The 21,141-nt window shown below is 57.3% G+C and carries 23 protein-coding genes; 13 read left to right on the top strand and 10 right to left on the bottom strand.

From position 1 onward, the window contains the following. Positions 1-127: 127 nt before the first annotated feature. The 4 genes from pqqF to SLW74_RS20400 all read right to left on the bottom strand — a co-directional run bounded on the left by pqqF (position 128) and on the right by SLW74_RS20400 (position 5,697). Entirely contained in the window at positions 128-2,491 is a 2,364-nt protein-coding gene (gene pqqF / locus SLW74_RS20415; RefSeq protein ID WP_410929908.1) for a pyrroloquinoline quinone biosynthesis protein PqqF, read from the bottom strand. 94 nt (positions 2,492-2,585) lie between these two features. Next, positions 2,586-3,386 (bottom strand): carbon-nitrogen hydrolase family protein, encoded by an 801-nt coding sequence (locus SLW74_RS20410; protein WP_410929907.1) that lies wholly within the window; start codon positions 3,384-3,386, stop codon positions 2,586-2,588. Positions 3,387-3,397: 11 nt separating this feature from the next. Next, positions 3,398-5,092, bottom strand: a complete 1,695-nt coding sequence (locus tag SLW74_RS20405) for a flavin monoamine oxidase family protein (protein WP_065991313.1) — start codon at positions 5,090-5,092, stop codon at positions 3,398-3,400. A 143-nt stretch (positions 5,093-5,235) separates the two neighbouring features. After that, positions 5,236-5,697, bottom strand: coding sequence for an Lrp/AsnC family transcriptional regulator (locus SLW74_RS20400; protein ID WP_065991314.1), 462 nt, complete (start codon positions 5,695-5,697; stop codon positions 5,236-5,238). Between the two features lie 247 nt (positions 5,698-5,944). Between SLW74_RS20400 and ppk2 the strand changes: the two genes are divergently transcribed. Next, a complete protein-coding gene (gene ppk2 / locus SLW74_RS20395) occupies positions 5,945-6,856 on the top strand; it encodes a polyphosphate kinase 2 (RefSeq protein WP_074886916.1) in 912 nt (303 codons plus the stop codon). Positions 6,857-6,892: 36 nt separating this feature from the next. Here ppk2 and SLW74_RS20390 read toward each other — a convergent pair whose 3' ends face one another. Continuing rightward, positions 6,893-7,939 (bottom strand): FUSC family protein, encoded by a 1,047-nt coding sequence (locus tag SLW74_RS20390; RefSeq protein WP_065991316.1) that lies wholly within the window; start codon positions 7,937-7,939, stop codon positions 6,893-6,895. A 167-nt stretch (positions 7,940-8,106) separates the two neighbouring features. Here SLW74_RS20390 and SLW74_RS20385 point away from each other — a divergent pair, with 167 nt between their 5' ends. From SLW74_RS20385 to SLW74_RS20355, 7 genes are all read left to right on the top strand, one after another. Beyond that, entirely contained in the window at positions 8,107-8,727 is a 621-nt protein-coding gene (locus tag SLW74_RS20385; RefSeq protein WP_083233191.1) for a YjfI family protein, read from the top strand. Between the two features lie 15 nt (positions 8,728-8,742). Then, positions 8,743-9,450 (top strand): PspA/IM30 family protein, encoded by a 708-nt coding sequence (locus SLW74_RS20380; RefSeq protein ID WP_065991318.1) that lies wholly within the window; start codon positions 8,743-8,745, stop codon positions 9,448-9,450. Positions 9,451-9,527: 77 nt separating this feature from the next. Continuing rightward, complete coding sequence (locus SLW74_RS20375) at positions 9,528-10,091, top strand: rhomboid family intramembrane serine protease (protein ID WP_410929906.1); 564 nt, start codon at positions 9,528-9,530, stop codon at positions 10,089-10,091. 50 nt (positions 10,092-10,141) lie between these two features. Beyond that, positions 10,142-10,810, top strand: coding sequence for a DUF2491 family protein (locus tag SLW74_RS20370; protein ID WP_065991320.1), 669 nt, complete (start codon positions 10,142-10,144; stop codon positions 10,808-10,810). 13 nt (positions 10,811-10,823) lie between these two features. Further along, entirely contained in the window at positions 10,824-11,249 is a 426-nt protein-coding gene (locus SLW74_RS20365) for a DUF350 domain-containing protein (RefSeq protein WP_065991321.1), read from the top strand. A 26-nt stretch (positions 11,250-11,275) separates the two neighbouring features. Beyond that, on the top strand, positions 11,276-12,016 hold the full coding sequence (locus tag SLW74_RS20360; RefSeq protein ID WP_410929905.1) for a DUF1190 domain-containing protein: 741 nt from the start codon (positions 11,276-11,278) through the stop codon (positions 12,014-12,016). Between the two features lie 14 nt (positions 12,017-12,030). Next, positions 12,031-13,188 (top strand): glutathionylspermidine synthase family protein, encoded by a 1,158-nt coding sequence (locus SLW74_RS20355; RefSeq protein ID WP_065991323.1) that lies wholly within the window; start codon positions 12,031-12,033, stop codon positions 13,186-13,188. A gap of 287 nt (positions 13,189-13,475) precedes the next feature. On the opposite strand, the gene SLW74_RS20350 is transcribed toward SLW74_RS20355, so the two are convergent. Genes SLW74_RS20350 through SLW74_RS20340 form a run of 3 tightly spaced genes read right to left on the bottom strand, consistent with a single transcriptional unit; the run spans position 13,476 to position 15,522 of the window. After that, entirely contained in the window at positions 13,476-14,111 is a 636-nt protein-coding gene (locus tag SLW74_RS20350) for a hypothetical protein (RefSeq protein WP_410929904.1), read from the bottom strand. Positions 14,112-14,118: 7 nt separating this feature from the next. Beyond that, positions 14,119-15,156: an ImmA/IrrE family metallo-endopeptidase gene (locus SLW74_RS20345; RefSeq protein WP_410929903.1), complete on the bottom strand. Its 1,038-nt coding sequence runs from the start codon at positions 15,154-15,156 to the stop codon at positions 14,119-14,121. A 24-nt stretch (positions 15,157-15,180) separates the two neighbouring features. Then, on the bottom strand, positions 15,181-15,522 hold the full coding sequence (locus SLW74_RS20340; protein WP_410929902.1) for a hypothetical protein: 342 nt from the start codon (positions 15,520-15,522) through the stop codon (positions 15,181-15,183). A 121-nt stretch (positions 15,523-15,643) separates the two neighbouring features. Here SLW74_RS20340 and SLW74_RS20335 point away from each other — a divergent pair, with 121 nt between their 5' ends. After that, positions 15,644-16,210, top strand: a complete 567-nt coding sequence (locus SLW74_RS20335) for a sce7726 family protein (RefSeq protein WP_058418997.1) — start codon at positions 15,644-15,646, stop codon at positions 16,208-16,210. On the opposite strand, the gene SLW74_RS20330 is transcribed toward SLW74_RS20335, so the two are convergent. Both SLW74_RS20330 and mobC read right to left on the bottom strand, forming a co-directional pair. Further along, positions 16,194-17,219 (bottom strand): beta family protein, encoded by a 1,026-nt coding sequence (locus tag SLW74_RS20330; RefSeq protein ID WP_410929901.1) that lies wholly within the window; start codon positions 17,217-17,219, stop codon positions 16,194-16,196. The genes SLW74_RS20335 and SLW74_RS20330 overlap by 17 nt on opposite strands. A gap of 186 nt (positions 17,220-17,405) precedes the next feature. After that, a complete protein-coding gene (gene mobC / locus SLW74_RS20325; RefSeq protein ID WP_410929900.1) occupies positions 17,406-17,999 on the bottom strand; it encodes a plasmid mobilization relaxosome protein MobC in 594 nt (197 codons plus the stop codon). Positions 18,000-18,525: 526 nt separating this feature from the next. On the opposite strand from mobC, the gene virB5 reads away from it, so the two are divergent. The 4 genes from virB5 to SLW74_RS20305 are packed head-to-tail and all read left to right on the top strand — an operon-like array spanning position 18,526 to position 21,110. Then, positions 18,526-19,290, top strand: coding sequence for a P-type DNA transfer protein VirB5 (gene virB5 / locus SLW74_RS20320; RefSeq protein WP_410929899.1), 765 nt, complete (start codon positions 18,526-18,528; stop codon positions 19,288-19,290). Between the two features lies 1 nt (position 19,291). Then, entirely contained in the window at positions 19,292-19,777 is a 486-nt protein-coding gene (locus tag SLW74_RS20315) for a hypothetical protein (protein WP_410929898.1), read from the top strand. Beyond that, positions 19,774-20,028, top strand: a complete 255-nt coding sequence (locus tag SLW74_RS20310) for an EexN family lipoprotein (RefSeq protein ID WP_410929897.1) — start codon at positions 19,774-19,776, stop codon at positions 20,026-20,028. The genes SLW74_RS20315 and SLW74_RS20310 overlap by 4 nt, the downstream gene beginning before the upstream one ends. A 2-nt stretch (positions 20,029-20,030) precedes the next feature. Beyond that, complete coding sequence (locus tag SLW74_RS20305; RefSeq protein ID WP_057445562.1) at positions 20,031-21,110, top strand: type IV secretion system protein; 1,080 nt, start codon at positions 20,031-20,033, stop codon at positions 21,108-21,110. Positions 21,111-21,141: the final 31 nt, after the last annotated feature.

The raw sequence follows: 21,141 nt of genomic DNA, 5'->3' as shown, positions 1-21,141 counted from the left end.
CGGAGACGTTCAAATGCTTAGGGGGCTATGTTACTAAAATTATCGGAAGGCCAATGATGAAATATCCGATAAAGATCCTTGCACCGCAGGCAATGATCAACTGTTTGCAGCCCGCGGCCGGGGCGGGCTAGAACGGGCCAGGGCGGTTGGAGAGGCAGAGCCGGGCGCTGTCTGGTTGTGCCAGCCGATGAGCGGCTTCGAGCAAAGCAACGTGTTGAAGATGTGCAAGCGAATGTTGCAGGCGTGCACTGTAGTCGCTGCCGTGTCCTGCCAGATGCGCTTGCCAGAGCTGCTCGGCGGCTTGTGAGTGTTCCATGTCAGCCGTTTCAAGTTGCGCCTGCAGGTTTTTTACCTGCGCGGGTAAGTCTGCGGCGTTGATGAGAGTCGGCAGATCCTCGATGAACGCCTCGATATGCGCCACGAGCTGTGTCGCGTTCGCACTGGGCGATTGCACACCGAATAGAAGACCGGCCGCGCCTGCGACGTGTCTGAAACCGCTGAAAACGGCGTAGCCCAACTGCATTTCGACCCGTAGGCGCTGGTAGAACGGCGCCTGCATCAGCTGTGCGAACAGTCGCCACGTAGCTTCGTCATCGAGAGCGTGGGAGGGTGTTGGATAGAACATCAGTAGCGCAACTTCGGCAGACTCCGACGGCTCGATTTCCCACCGTGTGCCCGTAGCCAGAGGTGTTGCGTGCGCTGAAAGCTCCGGGAGACCGGGGATGCGCCGAGCGGCGTGACTCAACACGTTTCGCGCTGAGGGTGTGAAGCCCGTGGCAAACCCCGTCCAGAGCGCCTCTGCCCAGACCTGCGGCAGATCGTCAGTCTGCTGGGTGACGACGTTGTTCAAATAATGATCAGGTAACGTCTTCAGCAGCTGACGTATCGGGATGAGGGCCGGATCGTTAGCGGGTGCACCGTAGCGCGCCAGGGTTTGCGCATCCGGCTGGACGAAAAGGCTCAGCGCCTGTTCCAGCACGATGGGCAACGGCTCCGCCAAGCCGGAGATCTTTAGCTGCCAGAATCTGCCGTATGCACTGAAGGCCAGCGTGACCCCCGCTTGACTGGCTTGGGCCATCAGCGGTTTCAGGCTGTCTTCCAGCATCCGGGCAAGCATTGGTTGCGCAGCGGCGAGCGTCCATCGCAGGCATAAGGTCGCCTCGCCGTGTGCTGGCAGCGCCTCGCTGAATGTCAGCCCAGGCAGGTCCGAGCTCGTCGCCGCAACTGGCGTTGTCTGCTTCAAAAACGGATTGGCTTCGGGCAGGCGCCAATCGACGCTTGAAGCGTTGTACGGCGGGGACTCGGCCTCTGCCTGCAACATCGTCAACGGCGTAAATTGGTTCAGCAGCGCATCGACTGTGTCGTTAGGCAGGCCTGCCTGATCAGTTTCAGCGCTGAAATGCCTGGCCAGCGACAGCGCACCACTGACGGCCAGGCGCCGCTGTTCAAGCCGCGAGTATTCGTCGAACAACGGGCGGTAACGGGAGTTGAAGAAGGCGAGCCAACTGAACACCATTGATGACACGTGGGATGACGCGACGGGTGTCATCGTGGCCAATGCGATCTCAATGTCGATGACTGCCTGGCCGGCAAACTCATACATCACCTCGGCCTTCAGCGATTCAATCAATCTTCGTTCACGAAGCTCCGCCACCAGACCGCCCGCTTGCCCGTCATTCATCCAGGTACAAAGGAACGCCGCGGCCTGCTCCTGCCCTGGCGGTAAGCCTTCGCACGCGAACGTCAGATGCATCCGACGCTGGTCAGGTTCGCCGACTGGCTTCGGTGCATCAGTGAGCAGCGCAGGCGGACGATGCTGTTCGACACGGCTGCCTCGAGCGAAATACCCGCCAGACTGCGTTGCCAGCTCCTCCAGTTCCTCCAGCGACTGAGGCCCTGCGAGGCTCAGCGTCATCTGCCCGGCCTGATAAAACCGTCGATAGAAATTCTGCAGCGCATCCTGAAATGCCTGACGCGGAACCGGAAGACTGAAGCGATTCCCTGCATGAAACCCGCGCAGGGGATGCAAATCCGACAAGGGCTGCAGGCGTTTCAGCCGATCACGGGAGGCATTGTCCCGCGACCAGGCAATGAATTCCGCGTGCAGCACCTCTCGTTCTCGCAGCTGATCGGGAATCGTCATGCGTGGATGGGCGAGCATTTCGCACAGCCGCTCAAGACCGTCGGGAAACACGGCGCGGGGCAGTTCGATGAAGAAGTCGGTGGTGCGCTCGCGTGTGCTGGCGTTCACTTGCCCGCCATGGCGCTGCACGAACGCCATCAGTTTTTCGTCGGCCGTAAAGCGCTCGGTGCCGAGGAAGAACAGGTGCTCGAGAAAATGCGCCAGCCCCGGCCAGCGGGCCGACACATCATGACTGCCTGCCGCCACCCGCAATGCCGCAGCGCAACGCTTCAAACGTGGTGCCGAAACAAGCACCACGTTCAAGCCATTGGGCAGGGTCAGGGATCGCTGGCGGATGGGGTTGGGCATGGCGCTTGTGATGTTTGCTGACTGAGCGGCCATGCTAGCGGATAACGGGCGCTCAGGTGTGGGACGTGCGCAGTGGCGACGCTGGGCAATTACCCTACGGTTTACCCAGACCGGCATAGAACCCCGGCCGGCGATCCTTGAAATACGTATTGATCGCCTGCGATTCGCTCATCGCTTCCCGATCCAGGTCCGCGATCACCAGCGCCTCATCCCGACCGGCAAGCCCGATTTGCCGACCGTCTGGCGCGCTGATGCTGCTCAAACCGCAGTAATGGATCTGGTCCTCACTGCCGCAGTAATTGGCATAAACCAGGTAGCACTGGTTCTCGAAGGCGCGGGCCCGCACGGTGACTTCCGCGACGAAATCGTAGGGCGCCATGTTTGCTGTCGGTACCAGAATCAGGTCTGCGCCGGCCAGGGCCAGACGCCGCGTGTTCTCGGGAAACTCGACGTCGTAGCAGATCAAAAAGCCGAGCCTCCAGCCGCCGAAGTCCACCACCGGGAAGTGCTCATCGCCCGCGCTGAACATCGCGTTGTCCAGGTCGCCATACAGATGGGTCTTACGGTAATTGCAGAGCCGAACACCTTGCGCGTCGATTAACTGCACGGCGTTGTAAACCTGATCGTCGCCGCTTAACTCCGGGTAGCCGTACAGAATCGCGACGCCCGTGGCCTGGGCTATCTCGGCGATCTTCAGCGCAGCCGGGCCGTCGCTCGTTTGCGCCAACTCCCGCGCCGCCTGGGCACCGATGTTGTAGCCGCTGAGAAACATCTCGGGGAAGACCAGCAGCGCCGCCCCCTGCGCCGATGCCTCGATCGCTTGGGCTTCCAGTCGCATGAGGTTGGCGCTGACGTCCAGCGGCAGCGGCGGGCATTGGTAGAGGGCGACGCGCATTTGTGGCTTCCTTATTCCGGCAAAACGATCGGGCCGATCTCGTGAAACACGTCACCCGGGCCCGGGTTCTCGGCGTGAGTCTTGCCGCCGAAGTGGGTCATGATGCCCCACACCGCGTTCAGCGAGGTCTGTACTGCGCCTTCGACCCAGGCGGGTGTCCAGGACACATCGTCACCGGCGATGAAAATGCCGCGTTGCTCGTCAGGCATTTCTTTCTGCATGAAGTGCGCGTACATCCGCTGGTTGTAGCGGTAGTGGCCCGGCAGCGCGCCTTTGAAAGCTCCGAGGAAGTGCGGGTCCGATTCCCACGACACGGTGATCGGGTCTCCGATGACGCGCGCGGCGATATCGACCTTTGGGTAGATCTTTTTCAGCGCGCCGAGCGCCAGGCTGACGCGCTTTTCCACGGGATGCGGCAGCATTTTCAGCGCGTCGCTCATCCACGAGTACGACAGGCAAATCACCCCCGGTTTCTCGACGCCGTTGGAATAGGTGCCGTTGTCGAACAGATAAGTGCCACGGGTCAGGCGATCCGTCAGGGTCATGCTCATGAGGTCGCGGCCGGTCTCAGGGTCTTTGTCCTTCCAGAACGGCCGGTCGACCATGACGAAGGTTTTCGACGACTGCATGTAGCGCGTGCGGTCCAGCGCCATCCACATCTTCTGTGAGAACAGCGACTCTTCGCACTCGATCTGGGTGGTCAGCAGCCAGCTCTGGCACGTGGCCAGAACCGCATCGTAATGGCGGACGTCGCCCAAGTTGTCGGTGACCGCGAACTGACCGTTGGCGGCGCGGCTGATGCCCTTGACGCCCGTGCGCGGGGCGCCCCGGTGCAGCGTCGACAGGCTGGTGCCTTCTGGCCAATGGGCGCAACGTTCAGGGGCATGGCGCCAGATGCCGATAGGGACTTGCGCGACGCCGCCGACGATCAGGTGTTGGTGATCATCGCAGTTGGTCATGACCACGCGGAAGATCTCCAGCATCGAGTTCGGGAAGTCCGAGTCCCAGCCACCGGTGCCAAAGCCGACCTGACCAAACACTTCGCGGTGATAGAACGACAGCTTGGCGAAGGCTTTGGAGGTGGCGACAAAATCATAGAACGTGCGGTCGTCCCACAGCGGCACCAGCTTGTCCCACAGCTCCTTGAGCCGAGGCACGTCGCGGTCGCGGATGGCTTGTTGAATGTCGGCGAACTGCGAGCCGTCCTCCAGCGCGTCGGCCCAGGCGTCGGCGACTTCCTGAAACAGCGCAGGCAAGTCCGACAGTTTCTGTGCGTAGTGAGTGCTGCCTTCCAGGTCAATCACCGTGCTGCCGGACGCCGCCGTGAGCGGGTTGGGGAAGGGCTTGGATTCCAGGCCGAGCTTGTCGACGTAGTGATAAAAAGCGGTGGATGACACCGGGAAGCGCATGCCGCCCAGCTCGGCAATGATGCCTTCGGCGCCTTCGAACTGTTGTGAGCGCAGACGGCCGCCCATTTTGGAGGCTTCATAAACGACGGGCTTGAGGCCCAGCTTCATCAGCTCATATGCCGCCACCAGCCCCGCGATGCCGGCGCCGACGATGGCCACCTCTTTTCCAAGGTTTTCCGTAGGAATGCTGCCCAGGCCTGCCGGGTGCTCAATCCAGTCATCGAAGGCGAACGGGAAGTCCGGGCCGAAAATCGTGATCGGTTTTTTTCCGTCGGCGGGGTGGCGATTGTTCTTCATGACTGACCTTGTTCGACTGGGGCGAGAAAGTGGACAAGTCTAGATAACAGTTGGGACGTTAATAAGACGCAGAGTGTCGTCGTTGTGTCGAGAATGCCGTCAAAGTGACGGGTTAGCTCGTCACATTGTTATAAGTTGCTCATTCAGGATGGCTGCCCGCGGTCGATCTTGCTGCTCAGGATGATCGATGTGGTGGTCTTCTCGACGCCATCGACACTCCCGATCAGATCGAGCAACTGGTCCAGCTGCTCCGGCGAGTCCGTGCGCAGCCACGCGACGTAATCGAACTCGCCACTCACGGCGCACAACTGTTGCACCTGCGCGAGCGCACTCAGCCGCCGCAACACTTCCTTGCCAGAGCGAGGCTGCACGGTGATCCCGACATAGGCCTGCAGCCCGCCATCCACCAGCCGCTGACCCAGACGCACGCCATAGCCGGTGATGATTTTGGCTTTCTCCAGGCGCGCCAGTCGCGAGGTCACGGTCGTGCGCGCGATGCCCAATTGCCGGGCCAGATTTGCGACCGGTTCCCGGGCATTGATTTGCAGCGCTGCGATCAGTTTGCGATCGATGTCATCGAGCGCTGGGGGGCGGGTGTCAGGCAAGGCGGATCTCCTTCGGCAAGCGGGGCATGTTAGGAGATTCCTTAGGGGTTTGGGTGATATTCGAATCCCAAAGCGACGCGAAACCCTAGGCATTCTGCGTCGATCGTCCATCGGGGATGGGCGTCAGAGAACCTGCGTCGGTCATGTAGGACTTTTCTGCGCTGTAAGGCTTTTGTCATTCTTCTGTCACCCCCGGCATGCCTAAATTCTCTCCCCATCCCTTTGAATCAACGCCGGGAGCCTCGTCATGACTCTGGATTTCTCCGAAACCGCCCGCTACATCCAGGCCGATATCCTCGACAGCTTCGACGAAGAACTGGAAATGGAGTACGACGACGCGCGCCTGGACGGCTTGTTGGCTGACTTGGGTGAGGAGGTGCCCAAAGGGATTGATCGCCGCCTGTACTTCCGTGAACTGCTGCGCCTGCAAGGCGAGTTGGTGAAACTGCAGGACTGGGTGGTGAGCCAGAAGCTCAAGGTGGTCGTGCTGTTCGAAGGCCGGGATGCGGCAGGCAAGGGCGGTGCGATCAAGCGCATCACTCAGCGCCTCAACCCGCGGGTCTGTCGCGTGGCTGCACTGACCGCGCCAAGTGAACGCGAGCGCACGCAGTGGTACTTCCAGCGCTATGTCGCGCACCTCCCAGCCGCTGGCGAAATGGTGCTGTTCGACCGCAGTTGGTACAACCGGGCCGGGGTCGAGCGGGTCATGGGCTTCTGCAATGACGAGGAGTACGAAGAGTTTTTCCGCACCGTCCCCGAGTTCGAAAAAATGCTGGTGCGCTCGGGCATCATCCTGATCAAGTACTGGTTCTCCATCACCGACGACGAGCAGTACCGGCGCTTTCTGATGCGCATTCATGACCCGCTGAAACAGTGGAAGCTCTCGCCTATGGACCTTGAGTCCCGGCGTCGCTGGGAGGACTACACCAACGCGAAAGAAGAAATGCTCACCCGTTCCCACACTGACGTCGCGCCATGGTGGATCGTCGAGGCCGACGACAAGAAACGCGCCCGCCTGAACTGTATTCATCACCTGCTGGAGCAGATCCCGCGCGGGGATACCGAGACACCGCAAGTGGTGCTGCCGGAGCGCGAGTACAACGCCAATTACCTGCGCGCCCCAGTACCGCGTGAGATGGTTGTTCCGCCGGTTTATTGATCCTCCACCGGTTTTTGATCACCGTGCTGGCGTGGTTCAGATTTTCCACGCCGGCGCAGTTTTCGCCAGTCGTTGCTGCAGGCTTTCAAGATTCTGCGTGAACTGGCGGGTCATCAGCTGATAACCGAGCACCTCGGTAGAGGCGGTTGGAACGTCGGGCCCGACGGTCAAGCTCTCGGTCGGGCGCTGCAAACGCTCGGTCGCACCGGTCTGCAGCGCGCGGGCCATGCCGATCAACATGCGACGAATCCGCCGTTGCTCCGCCGTCACGCCCGTGCTGCCAGCATCTGCCGGACGCAGATTCGACAGAATCTCGAGGATGCTCAGGCACATGCGGAAATGGCTCTGAATGGCGTCCAACTCAACGATCGAAATTTTCACTTCCTTGGACACCGACGGCATCAGCGAACGCAACTGCAACAGCGTTGCGCCCATTCGCGCGGTCAGCTTCACATGCTCATCTGCGGTCATGGACTGCCCGCTGGCGATCCGGTCGTAGGCCAGGGCACAGTCACGCAATCCATTCGCCAAGTTGTAGCGCCACGAATACACGGCGTACAGCGGGAGTGCGAACGAGAACGCCAGGGCGAGGGCGATGCCGATCAGGATGTCCACTGTTCGCCACAACCCGTCCGTGATCGGGTTGTCACCGTGGCCCGCCACGATGAACAGCGTGATCGCCGACAACAGCGCCGTGTAACCGCCCTTGCCGATGGCGTGATACGCAAAAAAGCCGCAGATCAGCGACATAACCACGTACGTCAGCAACGGCATGCCCAGATAGCTTTCCTGCGCCACCATCGCCAGGCCCAGCGCCGCGCCAATTAATGTCCCGTACGCGCGCTCCACCGATTTTTTGCCGATATTGCCGTGGTGCTGCAACCCGCCAATCACGATCAGCATGGTCACCGACGCCCACTCACCGTGGGGCAGATGAAAACCTGTCGTCAGAAGAATCGACACCAGCAGTCCGACCACGATTCGGCCGGCGTGAATGTAGCGCGCATGGCGATAGCGGCGGTATGGATCCAGAAGCGGACGCAGGGCGCGGCGAAGCCAGGAGGGTAGGGAGGCTGAGTTCATGGGATTACTGACCATGGAGAAGATGAATATATCCGAAGCCTGGCAAATGCTGCGCGTCACCTCCGGTGTGCACTCATTCACAAAGTCATCACATGTGAGATGTTGCGTATCCGGATGCTTGCGCGTAGGGTGCGTTGCTATCACATGTGATGTTCGGGAAGACTTCAATGGCTCGGAAAACTTCAACCGACTACATGCGCGAGATGCGCGCTCGGCTGACAGCTGCCGGGTACGTGAAACGAGAGCTGTACGTGCTTCCCGAAAACGCGGAAGTATTGAGAGATATCGAAAAAGTGCTGCGCCAGCCCTACTTGGGTAACCGGATCAAACTGGAGGGATTCATGACTGAGAACACCAATTGGACGATCAACACACTTCACTCGGCGTTCGCCGAGCTGGACGTTGTGAAAGACAAAGATATCGAGCTGACCCTCATTCAAGGCGCCGAGCCAAGTCTGAGCCTGGTGATGAACCAGTTCGGCGGCTTGCCCATCATCATTGCCATTGCGGGCGACCAGATCCTGGTTGATTCCGTGCTGGTGTACGCCTCCGAGGTGAAAGACCCGGCGGCTTTTAACGACGCCGTGTTGCGTAGCCGGGAGCTGTTCCCGCTGTCGTCGATCGGCATCGAGACCCTGCCGAACGGCGAAACCTTCTACAACATGTTTGGCGCACTGAGCGCAGCCTCTTCGTTGACGGTCGTCGTCCATGAGGTGCTCACCCTGGCAGAAAACGTGATTCATGCGGCCGACGCCTACGAAGATTTTCTTAAAGTTGATTCACAGTAATCGGGAGACACATCAATGAGCCTTTGGAAAAAAATGGTCACAGCGTTGCGTGGTGGGGCTTCCGAGGTGGGTGAAGCCATCGTCGATGCCCAGGCACTGCGAATCCTCGATCAGGAAATCCGTGACGCCGACGCCTCCATGCTCGCGGCGCGCAACCAACTGATCCAGATCAAAGCCAAGCACAAGCTCTCGCTCCAGCGCGTTGAAGAGCACGACAAGAACATCGCCAACTGGGAGCAGAAAGCGCTCGCGGCGATGAACAAAGGCGAAGAAGCCCTTGCCCTCGAGTGTGCCGAGAAAGTGGCCGAGCTGACGGCTCTGCGCGATCAGGAGAAACTGGCGGCCGATCAGTTTGGCGTCCACGTGGCGAAACTGACCGCACAGGTCATCAAAGCCGAAAGCCAGATCAAAGGCCTGCGTCAGCAGACCGACATGGCCAAGGCCCGCGACAGCGTGCAAAAGGCACAGATCAACGCGGCGGCTGCGACCGGTGGTGCCAATGGCCGACTCGAAACCGCAGTGGGTTCGCTGGCACGTATCAAGCAGCGTCAGGATGAACAGGACGCGAGACTTGAAGCGGCCGATGAGCTGGCCGAGGCTGCCAATGGCGGCGATCTGGAGCGTCGTCTTCAGGATGCCGGGATCGGCGCTAAAACAGGCGGCGCAGCGGACGTCTTGGCCCGCTTGAAAGCGCAAAGCCAGAGCGGTAACGCTGGGCAATAATCACCGTTAAACAGAGGCAGCCGGGTATCCGGCTGCCTTTTTTCGGTTTCGATTTTTCGGGTTTCAGCGGTGTGCGGATGAATATCGGAAACGGACTACGGACGATATTCTGCCTTGCCGCTTTGATGATCGTTGTGCAGATGGTTAACTCCCTGACCGCCAACAGCCTGCTGTCCCACGGCCTGGTGCCTAGAACGTTTTCCGGACTGCAAGGCATCCTGTTTTCTCCGTTTCTGCATGGTTCGGTCCGTCACCTGCTGAGCAATCTCCTGCCTTTTGTGGTGCTGAGCTGGCTGGTCGCAACCGAGGGGCTTCAGCGTTACATTCGCGTTGCACTGCTCATCACTGTGCTGGGAGGCCTGATGGTTTGGGTGATTGGCAGACCTGTCATCCATGTGGGCGCCAGCGGCCTGATATTTGGCTTGTGGGCTTATTTGCTGGCCCGCGGCTGGTATCAGCGCAGTCTGGCGAGTTTCGCGATCGCACTGGTGACCCTGCTGGGCTACAGCGGATTGATTTTCGGCTTCATTCCGGTGCCGGGCGTATCGATTGAGTCACACCTGTGTGGCGCGCTTGCCGGTATCGTGACGGCCTGGTTAATGCACTCACGGCAGCTTCTTGAGCGAAGCCCCGTGAAGTGAAGGGCAGAACTTTTTCAGATCGCCTCGGCGCGAATTCAAGGAGATGAAACATGAGCTGGATCAAACGCGCATTAGGCCTGGAGTCGCCCATTCCACCGGCCGGCTCCAATCCCCTCGGCAATTCGGCCTTGGCTAATCCGTTCGGGCTGGCTACCGGGCGGATGATGGACCTCGACGACTCGCTCAAGCTGATGCTCGACGGCCATTCGGAGCTGGTGGTCCCCAACGAAGAAGTGGTCTGGTCAGTGGGGCAGGTAGACCTGGGGCAATCGGTCCGTCTGGTGCGCTTCTACTTCGAGGACGAAGATTACTGGCTGCAGGTCATGATGAACGGGCCTGCCGCTGAAGACGTCCAGGACATCATCCTGTTCGGCTACAGCAGCGCCGTCACGATCAACAGCGAGGCGGAGCTCAAGCGTCTGGTGGGGCCTGCGTCCAAAGTCGGTCTGCCGATATTCGAGCATGACGGCTGGGAATACGGACGTCAGTGGGGCACGGAAGAGGGTCAGACCGAGCTCACGCCCATGGACGAGCAGGTTGTCAGTCCTGACGGTGCTTACCGGATCAAGCACCTGAGCATGTTGTACGCGCGGGACACCGGGTTGGTGGATCGTCGCGAGTTTCTGCTGCTGTCGGTCGAGGAAGACGAGGAGGGCGTTGTTTCCTTCACCACGTCGGTCGGCGTGACCCTGCAGTCCACTGATTTCACCGTCATTTAAAAGGAAGTAAAAAATGCTTGAAGCGCTTCGTATGTCCGTCAGCGTCCAGTCGTTGCTGAGTTTTGTGGTCTACATCATTGTGGCCGGCGGGTTGTTCGCGTTGTTTCAGATGGCCTACACGCGTCTGACCCCGCACAAGGAATTCGCCCTGATTCGTGAGGGCAATGTTGCCGCGGCGGTCGCCCTCGGCGGTGCGCTGATCGGTTTTGCCCTGCCTGCCAGCAACGTCATCACCTACAGCATCAGCGTACTGGACGTGGTGATCTGGGCAGTAATCGCAGCAGTCGTACAGCTGCTGGCCTTCACCGCCACCAGCATGGTGCTCAAGGATCTTTCCGCACGCATTACCCGAGGCGAGCTAGCCGCGGCCATCTACGCCGCCAGCGTCTCGATCAGTGTCGGTTTTCTCAACTCGGCCTGCATGACGCCGTCGACCTGATCGCCCGTTATCGAAAGGAGTTATCGATGAGACGTAGTTCCCTCAAGCTGGTCCTGGCCAGCACCCTGCCGCTGGCGATCAGCGCGTGCAGCAAATCCGACACCGTCGAAGTTTCCGCGCAGCAGACCTATCCATCGGTTCAAGCCTGTGTGGATCAGAAAGTCCCGGTCGACATCTGCTCGGACGCCTACATGAGCGCGCTGGCGGAGCACCGCCGCGTAGCCCCGACCTATGACGACAAGACGGCTTGCGAAGCAGATTTCGTCCCTGATTACTGCCAGCAGAATGCCGATGGCAAGTTCACGCCCAAGCTCGGCGGTTTCCAGCTGGAAGTTTCCGGGGAGCTTCCCAAGTCTCAGGTCGACGCAGCGAAGGCACAGGCTGACCAGTCCGGCGGCGGCGGTGGCGGTGGCGGTGGCGGCGGCTTTGGTTCCGGGGTGAACGGATTCCTGATGGGCATGCTGGTCAGCAACATGGTTAACGGATTCACCGGTGGCGGCGGTCGTTACTACGCCCAGCCCATCTATCAGGAGCGTGACTCGCGGGGTGGATATGGGTATTCCACACTGTCGCGCCAGATCGAACGGGGCAAAACCTTCGGCAACTCTACCCAGGCGCGAAGCAGCTCGACCGGGACTTACAGCAAAAGCACCCTTGGTCGTAACTCCTCCGTCTCGTCGTCGGTTTCCCGTGGCGGTTTCGGCAGCCAGGCCACTGCTCGCAGCGGTTGGGGTGGCAAAAGCAGCGGCTCAAGCTTCGGCGGATAACAGGGACGTTACCCATGAAAAGGATCAGCATCCAGGAACGTCCTGACTGGCGCCAGACAGCCGAGCGTGAAGGGTTCAACTTTCACACCATCGACGGTGAGCGCTATTGGGATGAGCGGGCCTACTACCAGTTCACCGAAGCGCAGATCACGCGCGACATCGAAGCGCCGACCCAGGAGCTTCATGCCATGTGCCTGGACGTCGTGGAAAAGGTCGTCGAGAGTGAAGAACTGCTGACCCGGCTGGCCATTCCACAGGCGTTCTTCGATCTGGTCCGCACCTCGTGGAAGGAAGGCCACCCGCATTTATACGGACGTTTTGATTTCAGCTATGACGGTGTGAACTCGGCCAAGCTGCTGGAAGCCAACATGGACACCCCTACGTCAGCATATGAAGCGGGCGCGTTCCAGCTCATCTGGCTTGAAGAGCAGATCCAGCGCGGCGTATTGCCAGCCCACGCTTCGCAGTTCAACTCGATGGCGGAGGACCTGGTACGGGCGTTTGCGGCGATCAGGGAGGGCGGGCCTTTCTACTTTTCCTGCATGTCAGGCTCTATCGAAGACAGGGGCACGACTGAGTTCCTGCGCAAAATGGCCGAGCACGCCGGCATCGAAACCCGCCACATCGACATCGAAGACATCGGCCTGAACGCCAACGGCCGATTTGTCGACCTTGACGGCCGCTGGATCGAACGCATCTTCAAGCTGCATGCCTGGGAGCATGTCTTCCATGAGCCCCACGGCCAGGCCATCCCGCAGTGCGACACACAGTTCATCGAACCGGCCTGGAAGGCGATCATTTCGAACAAAGGCATCCTGCCGTTGCTGTGGGAATTCAACGAAGGGCACCCCAATCTGCTGCCGTCTTTCGTCGACCAGAACCCGCAATCCGCAGTGCCGAAGGGCTGGGTGCGCAAGCCGTACTTTTCCCGCGAAGGCGCCAACATCGAAATCCGCACCCCGACAAACCAGGTCATTTTCGAAGACGGCCCTTACAACGATGCCCCCTACATCCTGCAGGCGTTCGCGCCGTTGCCTCGTTTTGGCGACAGCTACACGCTGATCGGATCGTGGGTGGTGGGGGATACGGCTTCGGGGATTGGGATTCGTGAAGATGACAGTTTGATCACCAAGGACAGCAGCCGGTTTTTGCCGCATGTGGTGATTGATTGAGGTTTTGATGAGCCCGGCGGTGGGTGCCGCGCCAGAACGAAAAAAGCCGCGCAATGCGCGGCTTTCTATTTGGTGGGCCCACACGGACTCGAACCGTGGACCAAGGGATTATGAGTTGCTGGGCGACACTATAAGTCCAGCAAAAGCAAGCATAGCTTTCCGTAGGTGCAGGAAGCTTTAAGTGTTTCAATATCATGGGTTTAGCGTAATTCTGCGAAGTCTATGAAACATCGGCATTGTACTGCTACTGTACCGTTTCCTTCCACCATCACGATAGTTGTGGCGCTTCATGCGGTGGCGCAGCTCGGCAGTAGATACTTTCCGCCGGTATCTGTCCGCAGACTTCTCAGGTAGCCCCAAAGCGCCTCATTCACAGTCTCCAATGGGTTCGCCGCTGTGCGGCCAAACGAGATGCTGATAGCCATGTCGACATCCGGCCGGGCCCGGACCTTGTCCGAGACATGCTGAAAATCTATATGCTTCAAAACAAGCCACATTGCCTCTTCCAGGCAGATTAAATGGGCCCAAAGAGCATCCACTGTTGGCACGTCATCAACCTTGGAAAGAGCCACATAGGCCCGTTTGTCTCCGCTCAGCAGTTCTGCCTCGTTGCCGTATAACGCAGCGAACAATGTTGCCTCTCCGCTATCAATATCGGGCCGATTGAGTAGCAATAGTGGATTTGCTGATTGGGCCACGACCTGAACCTCGCATGCCGCTGCCACCAGTTGTCGTGCGAGATCAACTGCTTCCTGGGTGCCAAGCTTTGCGAGGGCCTTGTCATCTTTGGTTAGCTTCAGCTGGAATTTGAGCTGCGGTAGCACCGCGAAATCGCATAAGGCGCAATTTAGCGCTCCGGCCAGTTCGTGGAGAAGGTGGTATTGGCAGATCTTTTTGGCGGCATCACTATCTAGCAGATACAAGAACGGGTTACCTCGCAAATCCCTGCATGGTGAAAAGGTGGTCAGCACCTTCCTCGGTTATCGCTGACAGGTCAGCATTTTTTATGAACCTGTCTCGCAGTAACTCAATTGCTCCAATGTCTTGCGGCACGAAACCCATCGCTTGGTTCGCCCTGATCCAGTCATCATGCTCCTTTGCATAGGACATGATCAGATGCCCGAGATCTATACCGTGAGTTAGGCCAAGCTTCATTGCTGCGGCGGCGAGTGTCGCAGCAGATGCTTGGCGGGGGATCTGCCGGATGATATCTATTTGGCCGTGCCTGATTAGACTGAGCGCAAAAGCATCTGCCTCCCGTTCTTGCGCATCGCGCCGGACCTGAGCCCGCCCCTCAAGTCCCTCGCTGACGTCCGCTATATCCTCATCGACCAGCGCACCATTTGTTTGGACGTGCTCGCACAAGATGTGCGCTAGCTCATGAGCCAGCACAAACAACTGCTTTGAGTGCACTGCATAGTTGAAGCCAAGTAATATCGAGGGGCGGCCATCCAACATGACAGCCATGCCGGTCATTCGTTTGGTGTTTTTAGGCATGTCCTTTAAGAACAGGACTGGAATGCCATGCATCCAGCACAAGTCCAACAAACCTTCGAAATCAACACATGCTTTGCCAGTGCTTTTGCGTACCAATTCATAAATTGCCAGTGGATCTGCAGGCAACGCACGGTAAGCTTCGCGAGTGGCAAAAACCGCTACGCGCGCCAATGCGATGCCGAGGCTCGCCGCGACATTTAATTCATCGGCATCAGTTCCTGCCCGATGCTTGAAATTGGCACGAGCTGCCCGTGGCTCGATCGCCAGATCACCGTCGTGCCCAAAACTTACGTCCAGGCCTAACCGCTGCTTCAGGATCAGGGCGAACTGGAACGCCCCTGCACTGGTTTTCAGAAGGCTGTTGTCCCACCAATCAGGCAGGAGTTTCGTGACATACGCACGCGGGTAGCCAGCAGCCTTGAGGCTTTCGAACGCAGTTTTAACGGTTATCGGAGTCTTTGCGTCATGCATATGCAACCTCCTATAACGCTGTTCCTAGGTACATGTTCCCACGCTGGCGCGGCTATGTGCAAAGAGTAAGTCAGCAAGTCTGCGCGCGTGATCATCAGAGCCATCCCAGATAGTGGCTAGCGCTTCCATCAGGATTTCGCTTGAGCGAGGGTCGAGTGTTTCTTCGCGTGCATCGATATTCGCAAATTTGCATAAGCGCAAATGTGTTTTTGTCACTTTTTTCGGTGCGGCAAATAAATTTCGATAGACCTGCGATTGGTTTATGCCTGTAGCCTTTGCTATAGATGAGCTCGTTCCAATGCCGTTCGCAGTGAAAAACTGCAGCAGCTCCGAGATAAGTTGATGCAGCGGTTTTGGTCGATCCATGCATTATTTATAGCATATATGCATATGTTTCGTCATCAGCTAAAATTCCTTCGTTGTGTCGGAAAAGGGACGCAGCTGACGTCTCTTTCCGGCATGATTGATGCCCCCTTGAGGAACGACCATGCGCGAAGCCGAAATAAAACTCGCTCTCACATACCATCTGGCAGCTGCGATGCCTAACGACGTCTTCCATTTCTTGGAGGAGGTTGAAATCAACGGTGGTGAGATTCGGGCGGATCTCGTGCAGGTCATGGACATGCATTGCTATGAGATAAAAAGCGCCAGTGATTCACTGAACAGACTTATTGGTCAGGGATCTCGGTATGCTCGGGCTTTCGATCAGGTGACTCTCGTTACCGCTGAATGCCACCTCAAAAAGGCAATGCCTATGCTCCCTCCTTGGTGGGGGGTAATGGTGGTGCCTAATGAGTCAGGAATGGGCTTCAAGCAGGTTCGGAAGGCTAAGGCAAACACCCGCCACAAGCCTGATGTGCTGGTAACTTTAATTAAGCGCGAAGAAGGTCTGCAGATTCTAGAAGAGCTGGGCATCACGCGTGGCTTCAAAAGCAAGAGCCTGTACGTCATACAGGCCAAGGTCGCTGAACTACTCCCCTTGAAAGATCTCAAGGAGAGGGTTCGCAAATGCCTAATCGAGCGTGCTATGGGCTGTCTCAGTACTGCTCTTTAAGTACGTACGCGATGTGGTGACTCCAGCCTTCAGTGATGTGGTAATGACCGCAGCGCTTCTTTTTCACCGGCACGGTAGGGTCTGCTCGCTCAGAAAGGATCTGATCGCCAAATGAATATGGAGCGCCTTTGAAGTCCTTGGGATAAGTGTTTACCAAGATCTCGGAAATTGCGACAGAGTCGTTGGTGGTTTTTCCATCAGCCCTCAGGATGAGCCAGTCAACACCTCTGGTGTATCGAATAGCAATGCGATTGCTGCGCCGCTCCAGAATCTCCTCAGTCCACTCCGGGGATAGAGTTCCGTAATCACCGAACCCTAACCCCAGATTCGGCACATTAGCATTCACGTCGTACCAGAATCGCCAATCGGACCGTTGGAATGTCGCGCTGCCTGTTTTGACCGAGGCTAAGCTCGCGGGGTAGGCGCCAGAGACAAGATGCATCGATTGGTAGCCGATAGCGGCTAAAGAATTCAGGTCGTGGCCAAAGCTAGTGACCTGCGCGGGCGACCACTCCTTTGGGCTTACGCCCAGATCGACAATCAAAGTCGTGTTGATGCCTGCGGCTTTAAGGTACGCGTAGGCCCCTTTAGCAAGTTGCAGCTTATCGTTAGGGACTGCTAGCGCCCCTAAGCGCAAGCGAATACCCACACCTGGCAACGATGCGGCCAGTTTCAGGAACTTCGCTCCCATATTTGAAACGTAGGCTGGCCCGATTACCGGGGAAGCGGGGATTTTCTGCTGAACCGCATGTTGCATGAAGTCCAGGAGCTCGCTCTGTCGGACGTGGCTCAAAAGTCCACTGGGGTTTGAGTAGTCAACAAGTACGTCGTGTGGCCAGACAGTCTGAAGTTTGCTTAGAAGATTCAGGTGCTGCTTGGAAGTACGTACCTCAATACAGGGGCGCATACGAGGTCTGAGTTCGGCATCTACCTTTTCGAGGGCGCGCTGCTCCCAAGATTGCCATTTTATGACCGGGATATACTGCGGATGCTTCGGAAATTTAGCCATGGACCCTCCTTGGTGTTCTTGATATGAGCATCTATAGCACTTTGCCATGAGCGCGCGCAATCCGACCTGCGTCCCATTGCCGTGAGCACCACATCTATTACGACGCCTGCTGGTGTTGGTGTATGCGGGAGTAATGATGCGCTGGCAGGCCCCTAACTCAGCATTCATGCTCCACCGGAGGTGCATTCACTCCCGGCCCCTCTGGTGGGTATGTTCCAGCCCATCCTCAGGCGTCTGCCTGAGGTTCCAGCGTTCAATGCTGGCGCGAATTGCCCGACTAACCTTTTCTGTATGGTTGTCGATGATTCTGCTCAGCGCCTCAATCCGCTCGGCTGTAACCGGCTCATATCCGCCTTCGTTCATGCGGCGGGCGATCTGGTTGAGATTTCGTCCTAGAGCCAAAAGCTGATAGTTCGATTCACCTAATGCATCAATTTCATCCATGCCGAACTGTGGCTCGAGGGTCAAACCGATCCGGATGGCGTCGACGATCCAACGCCTCATGGAACACCGCTCTATCTGAGCTCGCTCGTTGATAGCTGCTTTTTCCGAAGCAGTCAGCAGGATTTCAAAGCGTTGCATGGGACCGCGTGTCGTCGTCTCTTCGACCTGCTGGTAAGGTTTTAGCGCTGGGTTCGCTGCTGATTGCGCCAGTTGTTGCTCAATCGCAGCTTTGATTGCTGCTCCAGGAGATTTACCCAAAGCGAGGCAATAATCCGCCCAGCGGGCTTTTAGGTCTGCTCCAAGGTGAACGTTCAAGGCTCGGCTTGAGCTCTCCATAAACACTCCAGTCAACGATAACGAAACTTGCAAAGCCATGCTCTGCTAAATGTGTGCGCACATTAGCCGGCGGTTAGCCTATCCTGCACTAGTATTTCGCGACAATGAAAACTTCGTCATGACGAAGAATTAGGAGCTTATTATTCGACGGTTGAGCCAAAGTTATATAGTTGGTCTGCCAATATATAGTGTTTTGGTTTTAGCTGATGCGTCACTAGCTTTTGGGCAGAGAAAAACTTCGTCATGACGAAATTTCCTGGACGGTCGGTACTTCAGGTCATAGCACCATAATGAGATAATTGTTTCGCCAAAATACTGTTTTTTGGTTTCTGAAACGAACGCTGAAACCGCCTCGCTGATGCTGCTTGCATTATGGGCGCGGCCCTTAAAAGACGGGGCCTACACCGGGTAAGACTGGCGCATAGTCACCCCAAGAACGGCAACGCCGTGCCGGGTGCGATTCCTAAACAGATCGACAGGCCGGACAGACGGTCCAGCGCTCACCATTTCTAATGGAGAGGTGACTATGGATCTGTTTAAGTTTCTGGCTCGTATGGGCGTGCAGCCGCTTCGTATTGCAGCCGCATTTTCATCGTTGATGTGCGCACAGCAGTGCTTTGCACAAATTCCTGTAACGGTTACCAGCCAGGTAACCGAATCCCCGATGACCATCGCTGAGTTTGCTTCTAACTCCACCCGTTGGAGTCAGCAGGTCCAACAGATGGCTTCTCAGATTGACCAGATGAAGCAGCAGTACGGGGCGATCACTGGCTCGCGAGGGCTCGGAAGAGTGTTCGATGATCCCCAGCTCCGAGAGTATCTGCCTCAAGAATGGCAATCGGTCTATGACTCAGTGAAACGCGGCGGATATTCAGGCCTGGATGGCCGTGCCGAGATGATCTATGCAGATAACAAGGTGTTCGATGCATGCCAAAGTTTCGCTCAGGATGAGCAACGGGCTGCCTGTCAGGCGCAGGCTGTAAAGCCATCGCAGGACAAAGCGTTCGCATTGGACGCCTACGATCAAGCCAAGGGTAGGCTGCGTCAGCTTGATCAGCTCATGGGGCAAATTGATAAAACCCAAGATCCCAAAGGCATCGCCGAGCTACAGGGGCGCATTGCTGCAGAGCAAGCAATGATTCAAAACGAGCAGACCAAGTTGCAGATGTTCCAAATGGTGGCTCAGGCAGAGGACAAGGTACAGGAGCAGAGGCAGCGTGAATTGAATGCCCAGATTCTTGATAAGCGAGGATTCAAAACTCGCACCATGCTGAACCTGGGGGGAAATTGAAATGGTTTCGTACGCTCACATCCTCCCGATCATCGTTTGCTTCTTCATTCTCACGTCATTGCGTAGATTCTGGTTGTGTATCGGCCGGTTCGGCGCTCTGAAAGAGGTATCGCGGCGTGCCCCAGAACTGATTCAGAGTGATCTGCTCGCCGCCGCTACGGCAGTGATGCCATTCCTCTTGGCGCTTGCTGATTGGCTCCAGATAGTCCCGCCTCGAGCAACAGTCCCGATTTCATCAACGCTTGCAGTTTTGATTTCATTCGCCTGCGCCCTTGCCTCGGCTTTTTTGGTTTCGAAGGCCGAAGCTCGCATTGCTGGTAGTTGGGCTGGCACAAGAGAAAGTGCCCTGCGCACGCTTGCCGCTTTGCAGATTATCGATGCTGCCGAACTCGCTTATTCCCTTAAATACGCAGAACAGTTTCGAGCTAAGGCGCGTTGCGCATCGCCCCGGAAGCTGAGCATTGTCGAGCGGGAGGATCAGGAATGATTACCTCTCGTTGGTTGGTTTTGTTTCCCGTACTGCTCGCAGGGTGCGGAGCGGATGAAGCTGTCCGCTCTGTCGATTGGTACAAGGCTCATAACGCGGAAAGGGCGATTCATATTTCGGAATGTGAGCGTGATCCGGGAAGGCTTGCGTTGACGCCGAATTGCGTCAATGCCAAGCAGGCCGAGAATGAGCTGCGGCTTGCCGAGCGAGGGTTCCGTAAGCGCGAGACTTTAGATTTGAAGGAGCCGTGACCATGGAATCCAATTTCTACGAATGGGTAGGTGGATCTATCGATGTCGTATTGAACGACTACGTCCAGCTCATGGCGCAGACTGTCATTGGCGATTTCTCCGTTTTGCTCGCTTTGGGTGGCGCGCTATTTTTCATGACGATGGGACTATTGTCTGTCGGCGGCTTTATTGAGCAACCTCTACCACATCTCTTCAAAATCGCAATTAAATGGGCGTTCATTGGCGCTCTGGCATTAAACGCGAACACATACCTTGGGTGGGTTGTGGAAGCGATTCGTGGCCTGGAAGTTGGGTTGGCTGATGCGTTTTCCCCCAATGGTAAGGGTGCTACGGCGACGTCTGTCTATCAGGTAATCGACAGGGCTATGACTGATGGTTTCAAAATTGCCTCTGATCTCCTTGCCCGCGCAGGGAGGCGAGGTGTAACGGAGATAGGCATGATGTGCTATGACTTGCTCATGGCTGGCACGATGCTCGTCGCAACATTTCTGATCACGCTGCCTGCTGGTGCCATGATCATTACCGCCAAGGTGCTGATGTCGTTTCTGCTGGGGTGTGGCCCGATCTTCATCGCAATGCTGCTCTTCGGCCAAATGACCGGCAAGTGGTTCGACCAATGGTTTGCGCAGGTGATGAACTACATTATGCAGAGCGCGGCGATAACGTCCGTGCTGACGCTAGGTATGAAGTTTTTCACTACGATGTTGACGGACATCCAGCCGACTGCGGGGAATGGCCCCGCGACCGATATGTTGGAGGTCTTGGCGCTGAGTGGGATAGTTCTCTACATGGTCTATCAAGCCAGCTCCTTGGGAAGTCAACTTGCGGGTGGTTTATCGTCCAGCGCGATTACACTGAGGCAGATGGCCCAAGCCGCGATAAATCCCGCGAAGGCGGTTTATAACGCTGTTAATCCCATGACAACACGGCGCGATCTTCAGTCAGGCATGATGACCAGCGCGAGGGCTGCCAATCACTGGGTCGCGGGCAACACTGCTTGGAACCCGGCTTATCGGCAGCACGTGATGCAAAACCTTGGACGTAACTGGGGTAAGGCAAGGGGAGGGAAGGTAAGTAGCTAGCAGATCAAAACGGCAGTGCAGTGAATCGCGC

It is taken from the genome of Pseudomonas sp. W5-36, from assembly GCF_046540455.1.
Taxonomy (GTDB): Bacteria; Pseudomonadota; Gammaproteobacteria; order Pseudomonadales; family Pseudomonadaceae; genus Aquipseudomonas; species Aquipseudomonas graminis_B.
The sequence above is the reverse complement of the archived record's forward strand: the minus strand, read 5'-3'. Positions and strand labels throughout refer to the sequence as shown.

What these genes read in the sequence shown, in the direction of transcription:
- SLW74_RS20345 (WP_410929903.1), bottom strand. Translation starts at nt 15,156, where the DNA reads ATGCATGACGCAAAGACTCCGATAACCGTTAAAACTGCGTTCGAAAGC.
- mobC (WP_410929900.1), bottom strand. Translation starts at nt 17,999, where the DNA reads ATGGAGAGCTCAAGCCGAGCCTTGAACGTTCACCTTGGAGCAGACCTA.
- SLW74_RS20390 (WP_065991316.1), bottom strand. Translation starts at nt 7,939, where the DNA reads ATGAACTCAGCCTCCCTACCCTCCTGGCTTCGCCGCGCCCTGCGTCCG.
- pqqF (WP_410929908.1), bottom strand. Translation starts at nt 2,491, where the DNA reads ATGCCCAACCCCATCCGCCAGCGATCCCTGACCCTGCCCAATGGCTTG.
- SLW74_RS20330 (WP_410929901.1), bottom strand. Translation starts at nt 17,219, where the DNA reads ATGGCTAAATTTCCGAAGCATCCGCAGTATATCCCGGTCATAAAATGG.
- SLW74_RS20315 (WP_410929898.1), top strand. Translation starts at nt 19,292, where the DNA reads ATGGTTTCGTACGCTCACATCCTCCCGATCATCGTTTGCTTCTTCATT.
- SLW74_RS20405 (WP_065991313.1), bottom strand. Translation starts at nt 5,092, where the DNA reads ATGAAGAACAATCGCCACCCCGCCGACGGAAAAAAACCGATCACGATT.
- SLW74_RS20355 (WP_065991323.1), top strand. Translation starts at nt 12,031, where the DNA reads ATGAAAAGGATCAGCATCCAGGAACGTCCTGACTGGCGCCAGACAGCC.
- SLW74_RS20340 (WP_410929902.1), bottom strand. Translation starts at nt 15,522, where the DNA reads ATGGATCGACCAAAACCGCTGCATCAACTTATCTCGGAGCTGCTGCAG.
- SLW74_RS20380 (WP_065991318.1), top strand. Translation starts at nt 8,743, where the DNA reads ATGAGCCTTTGGAAAAAAATGGTCACAGCGTTGCGTGGTGGGGCTTCC.
- SLW74_RS20365 (WP_065991321.1), top strand. Translation starts at nt 10,824, where the DNA reads ATGCTTGAAGCGCTTCGTATGTCCGTCAGCGTCCAGTCGTTGCTGAGT.
- SLW74_RS20360 (WP_410929905.1), top strand. Translation starts at nt 11,276, where the DNA reads ATGAGACGTAGTTCCCTCAAGCTGGTCCTGGCCAGCACCCTGCCGCTG.
- SLW74_RS20335 (WP_058418997.1), top strand. Translation starts at nt 15,644, where the DNA reads ATGCGCGAAGCCGAAATAAAACTCGCTCTCACATACCATCTGGCAGCT.
- SLW74_RS20305 (WP_057445562.1), top strand. Translation starts at nt 20,031, where the DNA reads ATGGAATCCAATTTCTACGAATGGGTAGGTGGATCTATCGATGTCGTA.
- SLW74_RS20385 (WP_083233191.1), top strand. Translation starts at nt 8,107, where the DNA reads ATGGCTCGGAAAACTTCAACCGACTACATGCGCGAGATGCGCGCTCGG.
- SLW74_RS20410 (WP_410929907.1), bottom strand. Translation starts at nt 3,386, where the DNA reads ATGCGCGTCGCCCTCTACCAATGCCCGCCGCTGCCGCTGGACGTCAGC.
- SLW74_RS20370 (WP_065991320.1), top strand. Translation starts at nt 10,142, where the DNA reads ATGAGCTGGATCAAACGCGCATTAGGCCTGGAGTCGCCCATTCCACCG.
- SLW74_RS20310 (WP_410929897.1), top strand. Translation starts at nt 19,774, where the DNA reads ATGATTACCTCTCGTTGGTTGGTTTTGTTTCCCGTACTGCTCGCAGGG.
- SLW74_RS20375 (WP_410929906.1), top strand. Translation starts at nt 9,528, where the DNA reads ATGAATATCGGAAACGGACTACGGACGATATTCTGCCTTGCCGCTTTG.
- ppk2 (WP_074886916.1), top strand. Translation starts at nt 5,945, where the DNA reads ATGACTCTGGATTTCTCCGAAACCGCCCGCTACATCCAGGCCGATATC.
- virB5 (WP_410929899.1), top strand. Translation starts at nt 18,526, where the DNA reads ATGGATCTGTTTAAGTTTCTGGCTCGTATGGGCGTGCAGCCGCTTCGT.